12 protein-coding genes, 1 tRNA gene and 1 pseudogene are annotated in these 16,015 nt (G+C 63.6%); 5 read left to right on the forward strand and 9 right to left on the reverse strand.

What is annotated here, in order from left to right:
* Positions 1-83: 83 nt before the first annotated feature.
* From AC1DLV_RS11525 to obgE, 3 genes are read right to left on the reverse strand one after another with little or no spacing between them, the layout of a single operon-like run.
* Positions 84-1,370 (reverse strand): glutamate-5-semialdehyde dehydrogenase, encoded by a 1,287-nt coding sequence (locus AC1DLV_RS11525; RefSeq protein ID WP_476800186.1) that lies wholly within the window; start codon positions 1,368-1,370, stop codon positions 84-86.
* 3 nt (positions 1,371-1,373) lie between these two features.
* A complete protein-coding gene (gene proB, locus AC1DLV_RS11530) occupies positions 1,374-2,516 on the reverse strand; it encodes a glutamate 5-kinase (RefSeq protein ID WP_476800321.1) in 1,143 nt (380 codons plus the stop codon).
* Between the two features lie 16 nt (positions 2,517-2,532).
* The gene (gene obgE, locus AC1DLV_RS11535; RefSeq protein WP_476800187.1) at positions 2,533-3,570 is read right to left on the reverse strand and encodes a GTPase ObgE; all 1,038 of its coding nucleotides are present in this window, start codon (positions 3,568-3,570) and stop codon (positions 2,533-2,535) included.
* A 116-nt stretch (positions 3,571-3,686) separates the two neighbouring features.
* Between obgE and AC1DLV_RS11540 the strand changes: the two genes are divergently transcribed.
* Positions 3,687-4,541, forward strand: coding sequence for an endonuclease/exonuclease/phosphatase family protein (locus tag AC1DLV_RS11540; RefSeq protein WP_476800188.1), 855 nt, complete (start codon positions 3,687-3,689; stop codon positions 4,539-4,541).
* A 6-nt stretch (positions 4,542-4,547) separates the two neighbouring features.
* On the opposite strand, the gene AC1DLV_RS11545 is transcribed toward AC1DLV_RS11540, so the two are convergent.
* The 3 genes from AC1DLV_RS11545 to rplU all read right to left on the reverse strand — a co-directional run bounded on the left by AC1DLV_RS11545 (position 4,548) and on the right by rplU (position 5,984).
* Positions 4,548-5,135 carry a GNAT family N-acetyltransferase gene (locus AC1DLV_RS11545; protein ID WP_476800189.1) on the reverse strand — a complete coding sequence of 196 codons (588 nt, stop codon included), beginning with the start codon at positions 5,133-5,135 and terminating at the stop codon, positions 4,548-4,550.
* 122 nt (positions 5,136-5,257) lie between these two features.
* Positions 5,258-5,527 (reverse strand): 50S ribosomal protein L27, encoded by a 270-nt coding sequence (gene rpmA, locus AC1DLV_RS11550; RefSeq protein WP_055974797.1) that lies wholly within the window; start codon positions 5,525-5,527, stop codon positions 5,258-5,260.
* Positions 5,528-5,552: 25 nt separating this feature from the next.
* A complete protein-coding gene (gene rplU / locus AC1DLV_RS11555; RefSeq protein ID WP_476787793.1) occupies positions 5,553-5,984 on the reverse strand; it encodes a 50S ribosomal protein L21 in 432 nt (143 codons plus the stop codon).
* A gap of 576 nt (positions 5,985-6,560) precedes the next feature.
* On the opposite strand from rplU, the gene AC1DLV_RS11560 reads away from it, so the two are divergent.
* Both AC1DLV_RS11560 and AC1DLV_RS11565 read left to right on the forward strand, forming a co-directional pair.
* A tRNA-Ser gene (locus AC1DLV_RS11560) sits at positions 6,561-6,650 on the forward strand.
* Positions 6,651-6,745: 95 nt separating this feature from the next.
* Positions 6,746-6,901, forward strand: a pseudogene (locus AC1DLV_RS11565) (SAM-dependent methyltransferase); the annotation flags it as partial.
* Between the two features lie 147 nt (positions 6,902-7,048).
* On the opposite strand, the gene metH reads toward AC1DLV_RS11565, so the two are convergent.
* The gene (gene metH, locus AC1DLV_RS11570; RefSeq protein ID WP_476800191.1) at positions 7,049-10,858 is read right to left on the reverse strand and encodes a methionine synthase; all 3,810 of its coding nucleotides are present in this window, start codon (positions 10,856-10,858) and stop codon (positions 7,049-7,051) included.
* A 52-nt stretch (positions 10,859-10,910) separates the two neighbouring features.
* Positions 10,911-11,618 (reverse strand): phosphoribosyltransferase, encoded by a 708-nt coding sequence (locus tag AC1DLV_RS11575; RefSeq protein WP_476800192.1) that lies wholly within the window; start codon positions 11,616-11,618, stop codon positions 10,911-10,913.
* Between the two features lie 88 nt (positions 11,619-11,706).
* Between AC1DLV_RS11575 and AC1DLV_RS11580 the strand changes: the two genes are divergently transcribed.
* A complete protein-coding gene (locus AC1DLV_RS11580) occupies positions 11,707-12,888 on the forward strand; it encodes a M20 aminoacylase family protein (RefSeq protein WP_476800193.1) in 1,182 nt (393 codons plus the stop codon).
* A 186-nt stretch (positions 12,889-13,074) separates the two neighbouring features.
* Here the strand turns inward: AC1DLV_RS11580 and AC1DLV_RS11585 are convergent, their stop codons facing one another.
* Positions 13,075-13,998 (reverse strand): nucleoside hydrolase, encoded by a 924-nt coding sequence (locus tag AC1DLV_RS11585; protein ID WP_476800194.1) that lies wholly within the window; start codon positions 13,996-13,998, stop codon positions 13,075-13,077.
* A gap of 110 nt (positions 13,999-14,108) precedes the next feature.
* Here AC1DLV_RS11585 and AC1DLV_RS11590 point away from each other — a divergent pair, with 110 nt between their 5' ends.
* Positions 14,109-15,977, forward strand: a complete 1,869-nt coding sequence (locus tag AC1DLV_RS11590; RefSeq protein ID WP_476800195.1) for an adenine deaminase — start codon at positions 14,109-14,111, stop codon at positions 15,975-15,977.
* The last annotated feature ends 38 nt before the right edge of the window (positions 15,978-16,015 follow it).

Raw genomic sequence — 16,015 nt, forward strand, 5'->3', positions numbered from 1 at the left:
AGGTACTTCTGGGAAACTGGCGGCTCTGACGGCAACAGCAACTTTAGGCCCCCTCAGCCGTCACATCAGGCCTATGCTTCCCGTCACGGCCTGAGCTGGCCGTTGCCGCGCACGCGGTACTTGAACGACGTCAGCTGCTCGACGCCGACGGGCCCGCGCGCATGCATCTTGCCGGTGGCAATGCCGATCTCGGCACCCATGCCGAACTCGCCGCCATCGGCGAACTGCGTCGAGGCGTTGTGCAGCAGGATGGCCGAGTCTATCTCGTTGAAGAAGCGTTCGACGGCCTTGGCATCCTCGGCGACGATCGCCTCGGTGTGGTGCGAGGAAAACGTCTCGATATGCTCGATGGCGCCTGAAACGTCGTCGACCAACTTCACCGAGATGATGGCGTCGAGATATTCGGTCACCCAGTCGGCGTCGGTCGCGGGCTTGGCATCCGTGAAGGCGGCGAGCACGTCTTCGTCGGCATGGATCTCGCAACCCGCCTTGCGCAGTGCCTCAAGCACCGGCACCAGATGGGTGGAAGCCACGGCGCGGTCGACCAGCAGAGTTTCGGCAGCACCGCAGATGCCGGTGCGGCGCATCTTGGCGTTGACGGCGATGCCAACCGCCATGTCGAGCTTGGCCGACTTGTCGATATAGAGATGGCAGATGCCCTCGAGATGGGCGAAGACCGGCACGCGCGCATCGTTTTGCACACGCTCGACCAGGCTGCGGCCGCCGCGCGGAATGATGACGTCGAGATTGCCGGACAGCCCTTTGAGCATCTCGCCAACGGCAGCGCGGTCAGCCACCGGAACAAGCTGGATCGCATCCTCGGGCAGCTTCGCCGACTTCAGCCCCTCGACCAGGCAGGCATGGATCGCCAGCGACGAATTGAGCGAATCCGAGCCGCCGCGCAGGATCACCGGATTGCCGGCCTTGAGGCAAAGCGCTCCCGCATCCGCCGTCACGTTCGGGCGGCTTTCATAAATCACGCCAATGACGCCAAGCGGCGTGCGCACGCGCTCGATATGCAGGCCGTTGGGCCGTTCCCATTCGGCAATCACTTCGCCGACGGGATCCCTCAGTTCGGCAATCGCCCTGATACCGTTGGCCATGTCGCGGATGCGGCCCGTCGTCAGCTTGAGCCGATCCATGAACGAACCGCTCAAGCCGGCTTCCTCGCCGTTCTTCACGTCGATGGCGTTGGCGTCGAGGATTTCATCCTCGCGGCGCAGGATGGCTTCGGCCATGCCGATCAGCGCGGCATGCTTGCGTTCGGCGGAAGCGATGGCGAGTGGACGGGCGGCGGCACGAGCCTTGCGGCCGATCTCGGCCATCAGGGACGCTGTATCCTCGTGGGACTTCTCATGCGCCTTCAGCATGTCCTACCCTTCCGCTTGCACCGCAACCTTGTCCGTGTGGCTGACCACGAGGTCGTCGCGATGGATCATCGCCGAGCGCGCCTCATAGCCGAGAACGGTCTCGATTTCCGTCGTCTTCAGCCCAGCGATCCTTACGGCATCCGCAGCGTCATAGGCAACCAGTCCGCGCGCGATCTCGCGACCCTCGGGCGACAGGATCGCCACCGTGTCACCGCGCGAGAAATTGCCGCTGACCAGCTTCACACCGGCCGGCAGCAGCGACTTGCCAGAAAGTAGCGCACCAACAGCACCCGCATCGACAGTCAACCGGCCCGCAGGCTCCAACTGGCCGGCGATCCAGGTCTTGTAGCCCTTCACCGGATTGCCGCTCGGGCGGAAATAGGTTGAGCGCTCGCCGCGCTCGATGGCCATCAGCGGCGACAACCGCGTGCCGGCGGTGATGATCATCGCAGTGCCGGCGGCGGTGGCGATCTTGCCGGCGTCGAGCTTGGTGCGCATGCCGCCGCGCGACAGTTCGGAGGCTGCGTCTCCAGCCATTGCTTCGATGTCAGGCGTGATGCGGTCGACGACGGGGATGAACTTCGCGTCGGGGTCGCGTGCCGGTGGCGCAGTGTAGAGCCCGTCGATGTCGGACAACAGCACCAGCAGGTCCGAGCCCATCATTGTTGCAACACGCGCCGCCAGGCGATCATTGTCGCCGTAGCGGATTTCGCTCGTCGCCACCGTGTCGTTTTCGTTGATGACGGGCACGGCGTTCATCTTGAGCAGCGTCGAGATGGTGGCGCGCGCATTGAGATAACGCCTGCGTTCCTCGGTGTCGCCGAGCGTCACCAGGATCTGGCCCGACTTCAGCCCCTTGCGGCCGAGTTCTTCCGCCCATGCGCCCGAAAGCGCGATCTGGCCGACGGCGGCCGCCGCCTGGCTTTCTTCGAGCTTCAGCGCGCGCTTGCCGAGGCCAAGGATGGTGCGGCCGAGCGCAATTGCCCCTGATGAGACGACCAGCACATCGGCGCCAGCCTCCGCCAGCGTCGCGATGTCGTCGGCCATCGAGGCGAGCCATTCCCGCTTCAGCCCGGTTGTCCTATCGACCAGCAGCGCCGAGCCGATCTTGACGGTAATGCGCTTGTAGGTCCTGAGCGAAGGGATCGTCATGGCAGGTTGCCTACTTCGTCCAGCGTGCGTCGGAGGGTGCCACTTCGCCGCTTGCCTGCCGTGCTTCCTCGACCACGCTCATCAGCGCGCGCAACGTCTCTTCGACGCCCTCGCGGGTGACAGCAGAAAGCAGGATCGGCGCACGCCCGGCAGCGCGCTTCAGCGAAGCCACCTTCTTCTTGCGCTCGTCCGGGTCGAGCGTATCGACCTGGGAAAGTGCCACGATCTCGATCTTGTCGGTCAGCCCGTGGCCATAGGCCTCAAGCTCGCCTCGCACGATCTTGTAAGCCTTGCCGGGGTTTTCTTCCTGAGCCGAAACGAGATGCAGAAGCACGCGGGTGCGCTCGACGTGGCCAAGGAAACGGTCGCCGATGCCAACGCCCTCATGGGCGCCTTCGATCAGGCCGGGAATGTCGGCGATGACGAACTCGCGCGCGTCGATGCGTGCGACGCCGAGGCCCGGATGCAGCGTGGTGAAGGGATAGTCTGCGATCTTCGGCTTGGCCGCCGTGACGGAGGCAAGGAAGGTCGACTTGCCGGCATTGGGCAGGCCAACGAGCCCCGCGTCGGCGATGAGCTTGAGCCTGAGCCAGACCCACATCTCCTGGCCGTCCAGGCCAGGGTTGGCACGGCGCGGCGCCTGGTTGGTCGAGGTCTTGAAATGCTGGTTGCCAAAGCCGCCATTGCCGCCCTTGGCGAGCAGGAAGCGTTGGCCGACCTGGGTCAGGTCGCAGATCAGCGTTTCGTTGTCTTCTTCATAGACCTGCGTGCCTACAGGCACTTTCAGGATGATGTCGGAGCCCTTGGCACCGGTCATGTTGCGGCCCATGCCGTGCACGCCGGTCTGCGCCTTGAAATGCTGCTGGTAGCGATAATCGATCAGCGTGTTGAGCCCGTCGACGACTTCCAGCCAGACGTCGCCGCCACGCCCGCCATCGCCGCCGTCCGGCCCGCCGAACTCGATGAACTTTTCGCGCCGGAACGACACCGCGCCCGCACCGCCATTGCCGGAGCGGATGTATACCTTGGCTTGATCGAGAAATTTCATCGGACTGTTCGTCTCTTGCTGTTATTTGGTTGTTTCAGCGAACCTGCCATAGCGCAAGGCGCGGCGAAGGGCGAGCGCGGATTGAAAGCCGCCTGAGATGACGGGAGATTTCGACAGTGAAGCTGGTCACCTACAACACCCAGTACGGCATCGGCCGTGACGGCCGCTACGACCTTCAGCGTATCGCAGCTAGCGTCGAAGGTGCCGACATCATCGCCCTGCAGGAGGTGACCCGCAATTTCATGCGCAACAACGGCGCAGACATGGTCGCTGGACTTGCCGAACTGATGCCCGACTACTTCCACGTCTACGGCGTCGCCATGGATATCGACTTCGGACTGCTCGAAGACGGGAAACCGGCCAACAAGCGCCTGCAATTCGGCAACATGGTGCTGTCGCGCTGGCCGATCGTTGCGTCGCGCTGCATGCTCTTGCCGCGCACACGGCGCCTCAATCGCGGCAATTTGCAACGCGCTGCACTCGAGGCGCTGATCATGGCGCCATCCGGTCCGCTGCGCGTGTATTCGGTGCATCTCGATCACGTCAATCCAGAAGAAAGGATGGCGCAGATCCGTCATCTCAAGCAACGGGTCTACGCCTATCCGATGGAAGGCGGCGCCATATCAGGCGCTGCCGAATACGGATTCCCCGAGCTCCCCTGCCCCGAAGAATTCGTGCTTTTGGGCGACTTCAACATGGTACCTGGCTCACCCGAACATCTTGAGATGACCGGCGCGCCCGACCCTTTCGAAGGCCCCCAGATCGTCGCCCACCACCCGGTGGACGCCTATGCGCTCGGGGGCATTGCCAGCGGATCGGTCACCTGGACTGACACTACCCATCCGGAAAAGACCCGCCTCATCGACTACGCATTCGTCCAGGCCAGCCTTGCTGCCAAGGTCAAATCCGTCCGCATCGATAGCGAAGCGAACGGCTCCGACCACCAGCCGGTCTGGCTTGAGCTGGCCTGAGCCGCCTTAGCTGCGCGCCCACGACCTCAGGCTCGCCCAGGTCTTGCGGTCGAGCCGATAGCGCTCGACCGGCACCTGACCGGCAACGATCGAGTTCAGCATGCCCTGTCCGGCATACTGGAAGCCGCACTTGTGGATCACCCGCCGCGACGCCGGGTTGATGACCCGGCACGAGACGTTGAGCACATTGACGTTGGTCGCGCGGAAGGCGAGATCGACCAATGCGTGCGCGGCTTCGGTGGCATAACCGGACTTCCAATAGGGCTCGCCGATCCAGTAGCCGAGCTCAAGCCCACGATCGGTGACGTTGAGCCCGGCCGAGCCGACAAAGGCACCGGTGTCTGCAACGGTGATCGCGTAGACCACGCCGCCGCGCTGGGCCCGCGCCATCGAAAGAAAGGCCCGCGCCTCGCCCTCGCCGTAGGGGTGCGGCATGCGCGATAGCATCTCGGCGATGTGGCGGTTGTCGGCGAGCTCCACCAGCTCGGCAATGTCGTCTTCATGCGGCGGACGCAGGACCAGCCGCTCGGTCAGCAATATCGGGCAATCAACGGACAGCCTTTCGTCTTCGCTGTCTTCCTTCTCGGCAACCATGTTAAAAATCCTCCAGGAAAATGAAAAAGGGGAGATGGAAACCCATCTCCCCTGATCCTTTTCCTGGCTTGGCCAGACACCGGTTCCCGAGATGGGGCGCCGGTGTTGTAGTGCGGAACCGGCTACTCCGCGGCCTTGAGAATCGGATTAACCGATACGTAGGTTCGGCCATTGGCTTTTTTATTGAAGGTCACGGCGCCTGCTTCGAGCGCAAAAAGCGTATGATCCTTGCCCATGCCGACGTTGACGCCGGGATGCCAGGTGGTGCCGCGTTGACGAACGATAATGTTGCCAGGAATCACGGATTCGCTGCCGAACTTCTTGACGCCAAGGCGCTTGGACTCTGAATCGCGACCGTTGCGCGACGAACCGCCAGCTTTTTTATGTGCCATGGATGTTCTCCTTCAGTCGCTCTGATTACTCTGATTCCGCGACGGCTGCAGCCTTTTTCGGCGCGGCCTTCTTCGCGGGCTTTTCTGCAGCCACGTCAGCTGCGGCTTCGGCCTGCACTGCCGCCTTCTTCGAAGGCTTCGCACCGCCGGTCAGGATCTCGGAGATCCGGACAGTGGTGTGGTGCTGGCGGTGACCGCGCGCACGACGCGAATTCTGGCGACGACGCTTCTTGAAGGCGATGACGGTCTTGGCGCGGCCGTGCTGGACGACTTCCGCCGTCACCACAGCACCGACCACGAAGGGCGCGCCGATCTCGGCGTTGTCGCCTTCGCCAACGGCGAGCACTTCAACGAATTCAACGGTGTCGCCGGCTGCGCCGACGAGCTTTTCGATCTTGATCACATCATTGGCGGCAACGCGATACTGCTTGCCGCCCGTTTTGATGACTGCGAACATTTTATGCCTTTCGCTGTTCGGTCGACCTTGTTGAACCACCTGAGCGGTCCGGGTCGTCTTTTTGTCAGTCGTACGGGTTCATGACAAACGGCGCAGAGAACCCTCCACGCCGAATGCAGGGGTCCCGTAACCGAAGGTTGCCATCGAGTCAAGGCGAACACGCCGGCAAACCGCGGTTTCGCAGGCGCCCGGCCTTCCCTCCTGCCATCAGGTCATGGAGGGGAGCCATCGGATACACGGCTGCGCCAGAACCGGCAATCGCGCAGACCCGGCCTCACCCCAATGAGCCTTATCACGAGCAAAGACCGCCCGTGCGGTCGCTCGCAGCCCGCCGCCTCTGTTGGCCGCAGCCCACCGACCGGAAACGCCCTGCGGGCACTCCGCACCTGCAAGGTCCGAAGCATTCGAGCCAAAAGGGAGCGAAAAGGACATGGCGGCAGCACAGCTGACGCAGCGTCTTGCGCCTATTTCCGCGCCGGCTGAAAAGATACCTGGTCTCGACCACATTTGGCCTTGTGCGATAGGCCATGAGCCGTTATTTACTGCGCCGCGCCGGCAACGGCCGATCACGACCGCGGAGAGGTGGCAGAGTGGTCGAATGCACCGCACTCGAAATGCGGCATGGGTGCAAGCCCATCGGGGGTTCGAATCCCTCCCTCTCCGCCACTTGCCGCCGATAACGCGGTATTCTGCGAGACAACTGCCCAATCAGCGCCGATAGCATGCGAGCTTCAGCAAGGCTTGAGCGGGCACGCCTTCGCCTCCGCGCGATCGGCAAAGCCCCCTATGCAGGCGTCTTTCGGGTGGTGGAGTTGAGCCAGCAAATCAGAGCCGCAGGCTTCGACATTCTTGCCGCTGAAAGTCACGCAACGAAGGGCAACGACAACCTTCCTTACATCGTGGCTCGCAAGAGGTGACGTGGACGGTCCACGCCGCCGGCAACTCAGGCCGCGCGCCATGGGCGTGCCACTCCGAAACGTTCTCAATGAACGCAGGACTGGCACGCCCTATCAGGGTTCCCGAAAACGCAAGCGTCGATCACCGCATCGTCAGGAGCGGGCGCCTCATTCCGCCGCTTGCGCGTAGGACGCGGGCACGTAGTTGAGGATCGGCCCCAGCCAGCGCTCGACCTCGGCAATGGTCATGCCCTTGCGCTGCGCATAGTCCTCGACCTGGTCGCGCTCGACCTTGGCGACACCGAAATAATAGCTCTCGGGGTGTGCGAGGTAGATGCCGGAGACCGACGAGCCAGGCCACATCGCCATGCTTTCGGTGAGACTGACGCCGGAATTCTTCTCCGCGTCGAGCAGGCGGAATAGAGTCACCTTCTCGGTATGGTCGGGCTGTGCGGGATAGCCGGGTGCGGGCCGGATGCCGCGATATGGCTCGCCGATCAGATCATCCGGCGCCAGGTTTTCGTCCGGCGCGTAACCCCAGAACTCCTTGCGTACCTTTTCGTGCATGCGCTCAGCGAAGGCCTCGGCGAAACGGTCGGCCAGCGCCTTGACCATGATCGAGGAGTAGTCGTCATTGGCGCGCTCGAAGCGCTGGGCGATCGCTACTTCCTCGATGCCGGCCGTGACAACGAAGCCGCCGAGATAGTCTGCCTTGCCGCTGTCGAGCGGGGCAATGAAGTCGGACAGCGCCATATTGGCCTTGCCGTCGCGCTTGGTCAGTTGCTGGCGCAGGGTGAAGAAGGTTGCCAACGCATCGGAGCGCGCCTCGTCGTTGAACAGCCTGACATCGTCGCCGACCGCATTGGCCGGCCAAAAGCCGATGACGGCCTTGGGCGCGAACCATTTCTCGTCGATGATCTTCTTCAGCATCGCCTGCGCGTCCTCGAACAGCTGGCGCGCCGCAGGCCCTTGCGCCTCATCCTCGAGGATCTTCGGATAGCGCCCTTTCATCTCCCAGGTCTGGAAGAACGGCGTCCAGTCGATGTAGCGAGCGAGTTCGGCAAGATCCCAGTTCTCGAACACCCTGGTGCCGAGGAAGGACGGCTTCGGCGGATCGTAGGACGTCCAGTCGACCTTGTGCGCATTGGCCCGCGCCTTGGCCAGCGGCAGGCGCTGCTTGTCGGCCTCCGAGCGGGCATGGGCGTCGGCGACCTTCTTGTATTCGGCCTGAATGGTCTCGACGTAGCCGCTCTTGGCATCCATGGACAACAGGTTGGACACGACGCCGACCGCGCGGCTGGCGTCGTTGACGTAGACCGTCTGGCCGCTGACGTAGCGCGGGTGGATCTTCACCGCCGTATGAACGCGGCTGGTGGTGGCACCACCGATCAGGAGCGGAATGTCGAAGCCTTCGCGCTCCATTTCGGCGGCGACATGCGCCATCTCGTCGAGCGACGGCGTGATCAGGCCGGACAGCCCGATGATATCGACCTTCTCGTCTTTTGCTACCTGCAGGATCTTGGTTGCCGGCACCATGACGCCAAGGTCGATGATCTCGTAATTGTTGCAGGCGAGCACGACGCCGACGATGTTCTTGCCGATGTCGTGGACGTCGCCCTTGACCGTCGCCATCAGGATCTTGCCAGCAGTCTGGCGCTCGCCATTGTCGATGCCCTTGGCAGCGTTAGCTGCCTTTTCCGCCTCCATGTGCGGCAGGAGGCCGGCCACCGCCTGCTTCATGACGCGAGCCGACTTGACCACCTGCGGCAGGAACATCTTGCCGGCGCCGAACAGGTCGCCAACCACATTCATGCCAGCCATCAGCGGGCCTTCGATGACATGCAGCGGCCGCTCCGCCTTCAGCCGCGCCTCGTCGGTGTCGGCATCGATGAACTCGGTGATGCCATTGACCAGCGCATGCGAAATACGCTGCTCTACCGGCCAGTCGCGCCAGGCGAGATCGCGCTCCTTGGCCTCCTTGCCAGCCGTGCCCTTGTAGCGTTCCGCCAGTTCCAGCAGCCGCTCAGTCGCCGTGCCGCCTGCCTTGGGCGCGCGGTTGAGCACGACGTCCTCGCAGGCTTCGCGCAGCTCCGGGTCGATCGATTCATAGACGGCAAGCTGTCCGGCATTGACGATGCCCATGTCCATGCCAACCTGGATGCAGTGGTAGAGGAACACGGCGTGCATGGCCTCGCGCACCGGCTCGTTGCCACGGAAGGAGAAGGACAGGTTCGACACGCCGCCCGAGATATGAACATGCGGCAGGGTCGCCGTGATTTCCCGCGTCGCCTCGATGAAGTCGACGCCATAATTGTCGTGCTCCTCGATGCCGGTGGCGACCGCGAAGATGTTGGGATCGAAGATGATGTCTTCCGGCGCGAAGCCGGCCTGCTCGGTCAAAAGCTTATAGGCGCGGGTGCAGATCTCGACCTTGCGTGCCTTGGTATCGGCCTGGCCCTGCTCGTCGAAAGCCATGACGACGACGGCAGCACCATAGGCACGGCAAAGCCTGGCATGATGCAGGAAAGCCTCTTCGCCTTCCTTCATCGAGATCGAATTGACGATCGGCTTGCCCTGGACGCATTTCAGCCCGGCTTCGATCACCTCCCATTTGGAGCTGTCGATCATGACCGGCACGCGCGCGATGTCGGGCTCGGCGGCGATCAGGTTGAGATACTCGACCATCGCCCTTTTCGAGTCGATCAGGCCCTCATCCATATTGATGTCGATGATCTGCGCGCCATTGGCGACCTGGTCGCGGGCGACCTCAAGGGCGGCGGCGTAGTCGCCAGCGGTCACCAGTTTGCGGAACTTGGCCGAGCCGGTGACGTTGGTGCGTTCGCCGACATTGACGAAGGGAATCTCGTCGGTGAGCGTGAACGGCTCAAGACCCGACAAACGCATCTGCGGCTTGAGTTCCGGAATTTGGCGCGGCGGATGCTTTGCCACGGCTTCCGATATGGCGCGGATGTGCTCCGGCGTCGAGCCGCAGCAGCCGCCGACGATGTTGATGAAGCCTTCGCGCGCAAACTCCTCGACCTGGGCGGCCATGAATTCGGGGCTTTCGTCATACTGGCCGAAAGCGTTGGGCAGGCCGGCATTGGGATAGGCGCAGATGAAGGTCTCGGCGACATCGGACAGCTCGGCCAGATGCGGGCGCATTGCGGCGGCACCGAGCGCGCAGTTGAGCCCGACCGTGAACGGGTCGGCATGGCGGATCGAATTCCAGAAGGCAGTCGGCGTCTGGCCGGAAAGCGTGCGGCCGGACAGGTCGGTGATGGTGCCCGAAATCATCACCGGCAGGCGCACGCCCTTTTCGATGAAGATCTCGTCGCAGGCAAAGATCGCCGCCTTGGCGTTGAGCGTATCGAAGATGGTCTCGATCAGGATGATGTCGGCACCGCCGTCGATCAGGCCGCGCAGCTGTTCGCCATAAGCGATGCGCAAATCGTCGAAGGTGACGGCGCGATAGCCGGGATTGTTGACGTCGGGCGAGATCGATGCGGTGCGGTTGGTCGGCCCAAGCGCGCCAGCAACGAAACGGCGCTTGCCGTCTTCCTGCTGCGCGCGGATCGCGGCGCGACGAACCAGCCGCGCGCCATCGCGATTGAGCTCATAGACCATGTCTTCCATGCCGTAGTCGGCCTGGGCGATGGAGGTCGACGAAAACGTATTGGTCTCGATGATGTCGGCGCCGGCGATGGCGTATTTGTAGTGGATCTCCTCGATCGCCTTGGGCTGCGACAGGATCAGCAGATCGTTATTGCCTTGCTGGTGGCAGGCGCAGCCGGTGAACTTGTCGCCGCGAAAATGGTCCTCGTTGAAGCCGAGGCCCTGGATCTGGGTGCCCATCGCACCGTCGAGGATCAGGATGCGCTCGCGCGCCGCGGCTTTCAGCGCGCCAAGCACCTCCGAGCCATCAGGCTTGGCGGCAACCGACCCAAACAGGGCGTCGAGCGAGGTGGCGTTTTGCGACACTTTTCATCCTTTCGGCGACAAAGCCGTCAGGTCACATAAAGACATCTTTATGTCAATATGTCGAGACTGTTTCCTGCCACCTGCCATCGGCGGTGCGCCTTAAGCGCGGCGACTGGATCGCACCGTGGATACGCGAAACGAACGACGCGTCGTATTCGCCGATGGCCGCGCCCCAGTTGTCGCCCTGCAGCATGGCGAAAATAGCCGCCACTGGCTCGATGCCTGCGCTGCGCAAAAGCCGAAGCACAGCCAGCATCGAGGTGCCTGAACTGATGACGTCATCGACCACGACCACCCGCTTGCCCTGAAGCAGCGGCAACATGCGCGGATCGAGATAGAGGCGCTTGGCATGCGTCGGGCTGGTGATCGAACTCATAGGCTGCGACAGCTCCTCGCTGTACCAGAACTTTCGCGACGTCCCGAGCGCCACCATCCTGGAATGGCCGATCCGCCGCGCTACGCCGTTGGCGAGCGGCAGCCCAAGCGTCGGCACGCCGATGACGACTTCGGGATCATGAGCCGAAGCGAGTGCCGTCATGGCATCCGTCAGTGCATCCTCGACGGCAAAGCTCGCCTGGTTGACGATCAGCGACGCCACGGCCTTATCGTCGCCACCGGGCAGGATGCGGATCGGCAAGGCGATCTGGCGTCCGTCGGCGAGCGCCGCCGGATAGAGCTCGGTGAACCCGTCGGCCGGTGCAGCATCGAACGTGCCTGCGGGATAGACGGTCTGCCAGAATTCATGCGGAGCGAGTGGCACTACGGAGCTTTCTGTTGCAAAAGGAGGCGCGGCGCGGACGACCCTGCGCTGTGCGACTAACGAGACAGGCCGGACGGAGTTTAGCGTGATGACATCGAGCAGCGGCAACGACAAGGCGGAAATCGAGATGCTGGCGGCCTTGCGCCGCGACATCCACGCCCATCCCGAGCTCGGTTTCGAAGAAATCCGCACCGGTGGCATCGTCCAGAAGATGCTGGCGGATGCCGGCATCGAGATCCATGCGGGCCTGGGCAAGACCGGCGTTGTCGGCACGCTCAGGCTTGGCGACGGCTCGCGCCGCATCGCCCTGCGCGCCGACATGGACGCGCTCGCCATGCCCGAAATGGCCGAAGACCGCGCCTACAAGTCAACCGTCGAAGGCAAGATGCACGCCTGCGGCCATGACGGCCACACGGTAATGCTGCTGGGTGCTGCCCGCGAGCTGGCGCGCAGCCGCAATTTCTCCGGCACTGTGCATTTCATCTTCCAGCCCGCCGAAGAGGGCCGTGGCGGCGCCAAGGCGATGATCGCCGACGGCTTCTTCAAGCAATTCTCCGTCGATGCGGTCTATGGCCTGCACAACATGCCGGGCATCGCGCCCGACAGCATGGCGGTCGTTGCCGGCCCGCAACTCGCCTCCTCCGACCGCTGGACCGTCACCTTCAAGGGCATCGGCACCCATGGCGCCAAGCCGCATCTCGGCCGCGACGCGATGACGGCAGCCGGCCAATTCCTGACAGCACTCCACACCATCGTCGCGCGTCGGGTCGACCCTCTCCAGCCGGCCGTCGTCAGCGCCTGCGCCATGGAGGCCGGCAGCTTCGAGGCACTCAACGTCATCCCCGACCTCGTCAAGATCGGCGGCACGTCGCGCGCCTATTCAGCCGCCGTGCGCGACCAGTTGGAAGAAGAAATCGGCGCATTGGCCGAGGGTTCGGCACGGCTCTACGGCATCGAGGCGGAGTACCGCTATTTCAGGCAGATGCCCCCAGTGGTCAACGACCGCGACGCGACCCGGCGAGCGCTGGCAGCGGCCCAGGCGGCATTGGGCACAGACAAGGTGATGACCGAGTTCCCGCCGTCGACCGCCGGCGACGATTTCGCCATGTTCAGCCAGGAGGTGCCCGGCGCCTATGTCTGGCTCGGCAACGGCCCCGCCGTCGACGGCGCACTGCACCACAACAGCCGCTACGATTTCAACGACGCGGCAATCGCAACTGGCGTGAAGTTCTGGACGACTTTGGTCGAGCAGGAACTGGCCTTGGCCTGAAGAGACCGTCATCCCGGGCGAGCGTAGCGAGACCCGGGACCCATTGGTCAGGACATCGTGCAGCGCGGCCGGGTACTCGCCTTGTCGCAAGTCGTGAATGTTCTCGCGAACCCAGATCCCGGCCGCGCCGATCAATAGGTCCCGGATAGCCTACGCTTTGCTTCGGCTTCCGGGATGACGAGCCACTCACTCCGCCGAAAGCCTGTCATAGAGCAGCTTCAGCACCGCAGCACTTTCAACCTTGAGGGCCACCGAAACCGGCGCGCCGTCTTCCGAAACTGTCAAAGCGCCCGCGTCACGCGTTGTGCCGGTGTCGACCGTGAGCTTCAGCGTCTCGCAACCGAACAGGGCTTCGTCGAGCGCCAGAAGCATGACGCATGGGTCGTGCAGCGGCCGGCTCTCGCCGCCCGTTGTCGACTGGAAATAAGCGTCGATCAGCGCACCCGATGCTACCGCTGCCGGCACGCCGGTCTGCTGCAGCATCGCAGTATCGTCGCGCGTGGCACGGACTTTTCTGGTCACATCGAGCGGAATGAGCGTCACTTTCAGCCCCGCACCGAAGACGATCTCGGCGGCTTCCGGGTCGGCGGCGATGTTGAACTCCGCGCGTGGCCCGATGTTCCCAGGCTCATAGACCGCACCACCCATGGCGATGACCCGGCCGATGCGCTTGGCCGATGCGGGATGGTCCTGGACGAGCCGGGCGATATTGGTGAGCGGGCCAAGGGCCAGTATGTCGATGGCGCCAGCATCAGCCGCGTCCAGTGTGTCGCGCAACCAGGCAACGGCATCGTTGCCGATGGGAGATGCCAGCGGGTCGGGGAAGGCCACGCCGCCCAGCCCGTCATTGCCGTGGATGTCGGCGGTGTCGAAACCTTTTCGCGACAGCGGCCCTGCAGCACCCGCGACAACAGGCACGTCGATACGTCCTTCGAGCGCCAGGATGCGGCCGGCATTGCGCGTCGTGGTGGCGATGCCGATGTTGCCGGCAACCGTCGTGATGCCCTTGACGTCGAACTCGGCCGACTTCAATGCGAGCAGGATCGCCACCGCGTCGTCGATGCCGGGATCGGTGTCGATGACAACCGTGCGGGTGGGGTTCTGCTGCATCGCGCGACCTTTCGTTTCAGCCTCAAATCAAGTCTGGCTTCGCTTCCCATTTTCAGGTCAGGTGAATCAAGCTGAAATGCTTGTCCCAGACATCGACACGAGTAACTGAATTGACTGACACCTTGCCCGACGACCTGCTGATCGACGCCGCTGACGAAATCCGCATCCGCCAGCACCTCGTCCTTGTAGCGCTGGGCAAGCGTGATGCCGACCGCCTCGTGCAGCTCGGCCGGGTGCTCGACGTGCACACCGGCACCTGGATGGATGATTGCGAAGTCGCGACAAGCGGCCGGCGCATCGCCTATGTGGGCCCTGCCGGTACGTATCCCGGCACAGCCCGTGAGACCATCGATCGCACGCATCTGTCGGCGGTGCCCGGCTTCGGCGAGGTGCACAAGCATATCGAAAGCTCGCACCTGACGCCCGAGCACGAGGCAGCGCTGGTCATGCCGCGCGGCAACACCTGGACCTGCGAGGCGAGTCACGAATTCTCCAACGTCAACGGCCCGCACAATCTGCAATTCTGGCTGACCGCGCGGCGCGCCGGCTCGCCGATGAAGATTTTTCCATTGCCCGGCTCGGCCGTGCCGCCCACCGCCTATGAATGGGGCGGTGGCCATTTCGGCTATGACGAGCAGGCGGCCTTCCTTGCCGAAAGCGCGATGGTCGCCGGTCTCGACGAGGTGATGGACTGGCCGGCCGTGTGGAACCCCGAAAACCCTTCCTACGGGCGGCTGTGGGGCATGATCCAGGCGACCTTCGAAAAGCGTGGCGTCGTCGAGGGCCATGGTTCAGGACTGCGCGACATGGCTTCGATCAACGCCTTTGCCGCAGCCGGCCTGTCGTCCGATCACGAAGCCTGGACGCCTGAAGAAGCTTGGGACAAGCTCAGGCGCGGCATCTTCATCGAGATCCGCCCGCATTCGATGCCCGACATCATCAAGGGCCTGCTTGAACGCGGCCTGCGCGACTGGAGCCAGGTGGCCTTCGCCACCGACGACCGCAGCGCTTCGGATACCCTCAAGATGGGGGCGACCGACTACAATGTCCGCCTCGCCATCGAAAGCGGGCTTGCCCCCGAGATCGCTTATCAGTGCGTGTCGATCAACCCGGCGCGGCACATGCGGCTGACGCCGTTTGTCGGCTCCATCGCGCCTGGCCGTTTCGCCGATCTGGTGATGCTCGACAAGGCGGCGACCGTTTCGATCGCCGAGGTCTGGGCCGACGGCGAGCAGGTGTCGGAGCACAAGACCTTCACCGGCCATCTGCCGCGCATCGACTGGCCCGACTGGGCGACCAAGACCGTGAACATCGGGCGCAAGCTCAGCGCCGACGATTTCGCCATTCCGGCGGAAGGGACCCGCGAAACGATGCAGGCAGCGTTGCTTCGCCCCTTCCATTGGGACGACAATTTCATCACCACGGAATTGCCGGTGGTAGACGGCCAGGTCCAGCGCGACACAGAACGCAACATCACCAAATTCGCCGTCGTCGACCGCTTCTCGGGCAAAGGCAAGGTGGCGAAGATGTTCTGGCTCGGTTGCGGGCCGAAAACGCCTGACACGGCCGTCGGCTGCACAGTGGCGCATGACAAGCACAACATCTGGGTCGTCGGCTCGTCCGACGCGGCCATGGCCGAAGTGGTCAACCGCATCGTGGACAACCAGGGCGGCTGGGCGCTGGTGACGGATGGCAAGGTGGTCGCCGACGTGCATTACGAGGTCGGCGGCCTGATGACCAATCGGCCGGCCGAAGCGCTTGATGCCGAGATGGACAAGCTCTACGCCGAGGCCAACAAGATCGAATGGCTGTATGAGCCGACGTTTTCGCCGCGTTGGTTCCCCGGCTTTCCTGAGCGGCTGCAATTCGCAACACTGACCTGCGCGCCGTGGCGCTGGGTGCTGGTGGCACCGACCGATGCGGTGCCGCAGGGTTTCGTGAATGTGCAGACGGGCGAGAGCCATCCGGTAGTGTGGTGAGGGCAATGCGGTTGCCGTCATCCCGGGCGAGCGCAGCG

It is taken from the genome of Aminobacter sp. 01T433 (assembly GCF_056398585.1).

Coding starts and splice junctions, on each gene's coding strand:
- rplU (WP_476787793.1), bottom strand. CDS start 5,984: ATGTTCGCAGTCATCAAAACGGGCGGCAAGCAGTATCGCGTTGCCGCC.
- AC1DLV_RS11580 (WP_476800193.1), top strand. CDS start 11,707: ATGACATCGAGCAGCGGCAACGACAAGGCGGAAATCGAGATGCTGGCG.
- rpmA (WP_055974797.1), bottom strand. CDS start 5,527: ATGGCACATAAAAAAGCTGGCGGTTCGTCGCGCAACGGTCGCGATTCA.
- AC1DLV_RS11585 (WP_476800194.1), bottom strand. CDS start 13,998: ATGCAGCAGAACCCCACCCGCACGGTTGTCATCGACACCGATCCCGGC.
- AC1DLV_RS11525 (WP_476800186.1), bottom strand. CDS start 1,370: ATGCTGAAGGCGCATGAGAAGTCCCACGAGGATACAGCGTCCCTGATG.
- obgE (WP_476800187.1), bottom strand. CDS start 3,570: ATGAAATTTCTCGATCAAGCCAAGGTATACATCCGCTCCGGCAATGGC.
- AC1DLV_RS11545 (WP_476800189.1), bottom strand. CDS start 5,135: ATGGTTGCCGAGAAGGAAGACAGCGAAGACGAAAGGCTGTCCGTTGAT.